Origin of the sequence: Halorubrum tibetense (genome assembly GCF_042661865.1) — an archaeon.
GTDB classification, from domain to species: Archaea; Halobacteriota; Halobacteria; order Halobacteriales; family Haloferacaceae; genus Halorubrum; species Halorubrum tibetense.
This window is the reverse complement of record NZ_JBHSWW010000229.1, coordinates 1-3932: the sequence shown is the minus strand read 5'-3', so window position 1 is coordinate 3932 and position 3932 is coordinate 1. Positions and strand designations below refer to the sequence as shown.

The 3932-nt window shown below is 67.9% G+C and carries 3 protein-coding genes; 1 reads left to right on the top strand and 2 read right to left on the bottom strand.

Annotated elements, in window-relative coordinates; translation table 11 throughout:
- Positions 1-1706, bottom strand: a 1706-nt coding sequence (locus ACFQEU_RS12505) for a DEAD/DEAH box helicase (RefSeq protein WP_379782625.1), incomplete at its 3' end; no start/stop codon positions are given.
- Between the two features lie 562 nt (positions 1707-2268).
- On the opposite strand from ACFQEU_RS12505, the gene ACFQEU_RS12500 reads away from it, so the two are divergent.
- Positions 2269-2706, top strand: a complete 438-nt coding sequence (locus tag ACFQEU_RS12500; RefSeq protein ID WP_379782623.1) for a DUF5807 family protein — start codon at positions 2269-2271, stop codon at positions 2704-2706.
- A gap of 429 nt (positions 2707-3135) precedes the next feature.
- Here ACFQEU_RS12500 and ACFQEU_RS12495 read toward each other — a convergent pair.
- Positions 3136-3932 (bottom strand): homoserine O-acetyltransferase family protein (locus ACFQEU_RS12495; protein WP_379782621.1); only part of this gene is annotated, 797 nt, incomplete at its 5' end.

Sequence of the window (3932 nt, the reverse complement as noted above, 5' to 3'; positions counted from 1 at the left end):
GCCTCCGCCGCGAAGTCCGTCAGTCCCGCGTCGGTCGCGTCGTCGTCGGCCGCGTCTCCGGTCGTCCCCTCGTCGTTGCCGTCCGAGGTGGGTGTGCCCCCGTCCGTTCCGTCTCCGCCCGCGAACGCGCCGAGATCGGACTGCCCCCCGCCCGTCACCGACGCTTCGATGTCGTCGGTCGCGCTCTTGAGCGCGGACAGCTCCTGTTCCATCTTCTTCTCGCGACGCCGCGAGATCCAGAAGAACGCCTCGTCGCGGGTGTCCTCGGCCATGAGCACGACGACCTGTCCCTCGGCCTGTCGGCCGGTCCGACCCTTCCGCTGGATCGAGCGGATCGCGGTCGGAACCGGCTCGTAGAAACAGACGAGGTCCACCTCTGGGACGTCTAACCCCTCCTCGGCGACGCTCGTCGAAACGAGCACCTCGAACTCGCCGTTCTTGAACGCCTGTAAGCGCTCCTGCTGCTGTTTCTGGCTCATCCCGTCGGAGCCCTCCTTGTCGCCCTGCCCGACGAACTTCCGGACGTCGAAGCTCGTCTCGAGGAACTCGACCAACGCCTCCGCGGTGTCCCGCGACTCCGTGAAGAGGATCGCCCGTTCCCCCTCGTTGATCCCGAGCGTCTCCGCGAGCAGGATCCGGGCCTGCGAGAACTTGGGGTGGAGCCCGTCGAACGACTCCGCCTTCCGCATCGCCTCGCGAACCTTGGGGTCCGCGATCATCCGCTGGCTCGCCTTCGACGCCCCCGACGATCGGGCCGCCTCGCGCTGTCGCTCGAAGTATCGCCGGACGGACTCGACCGACTGGGTCTCGACGAGCTCGGTCGCGCGGCGGAGCTTCATCACCTCCGCGTGGGTGCTCATCCCCTTGTAGCCGTCCGACTGGTCGTTGTCCATCATCCGCTTCAGCTTGCCGCGCATCTCGTTGAGGTCGCGCTGGGAGAGGTCGGGGTTCGTCGTGTTCGTCACGCCGAGCTGTTTGAGCTTCTCCAGTCGGTCGGTGATCACCTCGTTGAGCGCGTCGCGGATCGCGAGCACCTCGTCGGGCAGGGTGACCTGCTCCCAGCGAACGTCCGTATCGTGGGTGTACTCGTCGACGTCGGCGTCGTCCTCGGTCATCACCTCGACGTTGCGGATCCCGAGGTTCTCACACACCGTCTCGATCTCCTCGGTGTCGCCGCCGGGCGACGCAGACATTCCGGTCACGAGCGGGTCGGCGGCGTCGGCGTGGTAGCGCTCCGCGATGTACACGTAGGCGTAGTCGCCGGTCGCGCGGTGACACTCGTCGAAGGTGAGGTGCGTGACCTCGCGCAGGGAGATACGGTTGCCAACGAGGTCGTTCTCGACGACTTGTGGGGTCGCGATCACGATCCGCGCGTCCCCGAAGACGGCCGCGCGGTCGTCGGGTTTCACGTCGCCGGTGAACACGACGATCTCGTCGTCCGGGATCGTCATCGCCTCGCGGTAGAACTCCGCGTGCTGCTGGACGAGCGGTTTCGTCGGGGCCAGAAACAGCGCGGTTCCGCCGGCCTCGTGGAGCCGTCTCGCGGTGACGAGCAGGCTCACCGTCGTCTTGCCGAGGCCGGTCGGGAGGCACACCAGGGTGTGGTCGTCGATCGCGGCGTCCGCGAGCTGTAGCTGGTAGCGGCGGGACTGGAGGAAGTCGTCGACGAGCAACGGGTGGTTGATCCCAGTGACCTCGGTCGCCATCGGCGGGGATTCGCCGTCGTCGGCCTAAAGGCTTCGTGAAGCGGGGTGAAAGTGGTACGGATGGTGACCTGACGCGGACTGAATGGGCGGTTATACGTGCGAGAACCGACTGTTCGGGGGTCGATCGCGCCGGCCGGGTGGCCCTCATCCCGACCGGCATCGCGTGAACGACCGATACCGGTCGTCAGTTATCGGCCGTCACCCGCCGCGTGCGTCGTGGCCGTCACCCGCCGCGTGCGTCGTGGCCGTCACCCGCCGCGTGCGTCGTGACCGTCACGACCGTCACGACCGAGATCGTCGGGCACGTCCTCGTCAACCAACTCGGCCCACTCTACGAGCCGGTCTCCGGATGGTGTACGTGCGCTCATCACACGGCTGATCTCCGGGATAGGTAATAATTGTTACTCCGATTCTATCACGCCGTCAATCGCTCGGCTCACACCGCATGCGACCTCGTTCGTGTCGTTCTCGTCGCTCTACGGCCTCCCTCCGTCCTCGGCCGTGCCGACAACACGCGCCGACGACACGCGTTCCTTTTACGGCTCACGTGCGTCCCGCCGGCATGAGCAAGCTGGACGAGTTCCTCGCCGGCGACCGCCTCGACGACGTCGTGTTCTACCTGAGCGACGACTACCTCGACGACGACTCCCGGCTCCGGAAGGTCGGCACCGAGACGGACGCCGGCGTGCGGCTGATCCTCGACGGGGAGACGGGCCGCTCGGCGTTCCAGGCCGGGACCGGGATGGGCGCGATGGAGTTCGCCAAGGAGGCGATGGGGTCCGAGGGGACGATCGCGCGCTCGCTCGACGGCGGCGACTGTCCGTTCGCGGACGACTCCCCCGACGAGACGCATCGCGTCCGGTTCGTGTTCGCGTTTGCCGAGGCGCAAAACGAGGAGGTCGGCGGCCTCTACGCCGAGGGCGATGTCGTCCACGCGTACGCCCACTGCACCTGCGGTGGCAGCTACTCGCACAAGTGGGTCGTCGGCGAGCGCGCCTGATCCGTATATACGGACTCAATGACCGCGGCGGCAGTCGAGCAGAGAGCCACACCCGACGTACCGCGGAGTGTGACGCGTTCTTCCGTTTACTTATAAACTGGTGCCAGTGCGGTGACTACTCCCGAAGCCCCAGCTTCGCCGGAACGGCGTTTATAAACGCTGTGCCGGGCCCCAGCGAGGAACCGGCGGTTCCGCTAGCAGCGGGCGCGTAGCGACGGCGACAGTGAGGCGCTACGCGCCTCTGGCAGTCGGGCTTCGCCCGACGACCTCGCGGGCGGTTCACGCCTTATAAAGCCGCGAACCGGCGCGCCACCGCCCGGTCGAGGTCCCCGCGGTCGCCCCGTTGAGGTTCCCGCCACCCCCCGTCGAAATCGCCGTCGCCGTTACTAGGCCGGCCGAGGTTCGGATGATTCACTCGACTCCCTGCCGCTACCCCTTAAATAGGCTGGAGTGGACGGGGGCGTGGTTCGGCTCGTGGTCGGCGTCCTCGCGCGGGGAGCCGTCCGGCCCCTCGTCGTCGACGGCGCGTCCCTCGACCCCGTCGGCGAGGAAATCGCGGAGCGGCGGGCCGACGTGTTCGGGTTCGACGAGGAACGCGTCGTGGCCGTGGTCGGAGTCGATCACGTGATGGGCGACGGGGGTGTCGCGCTCGCGGAAGGCTCCCGCAACCGAGGCGGCCTGCTCGACGGTGAAATGCCAGTCGCCGGTGAAGCTCATCACGAGCGCCTCGCCCTCGAACGCGGCGAGGGCGTCGGCGTCAGAGCCGTATCCTGCGGCGAGGTCGTACTCGTCCATCGCCCGGGTGAGGTAGAGGTAGCTGTTCGCGTCGAACCGGTCGGCGAACCCCTCGGCCTGGTAGTCGAGGTACGACTCCACCTCGCGGTACGGGAAGAACGCGGCGGCAGGGTCGGCGGACAGACCGAGGTCGCCGTCGTCCCGGCTCAGCGAGTCGCGTCCGGCGGAGCGCCGGCCGAACTTCCGCTCCATCGACGCCTTCGAGAGGTACATCACGTGGCCGATCTGCCGCGCCAGCGCCAGTCCCGTGTCCGGGCTCGCTCGGTTTGCGTCGTAGTAGTCGCCGCCGTGCCAGTTCGGGTCCGAGCGGATCGCCCGCCGCGCGATCGCCTCCAGCGCGAGACACTGCGCGTCCAAGCGGGCCGCGGCCGCGATCGGCACGACCCGGTCGACGTCGTCGGGGTAGCGTTTCGCCCACTCCAAGACGTTCA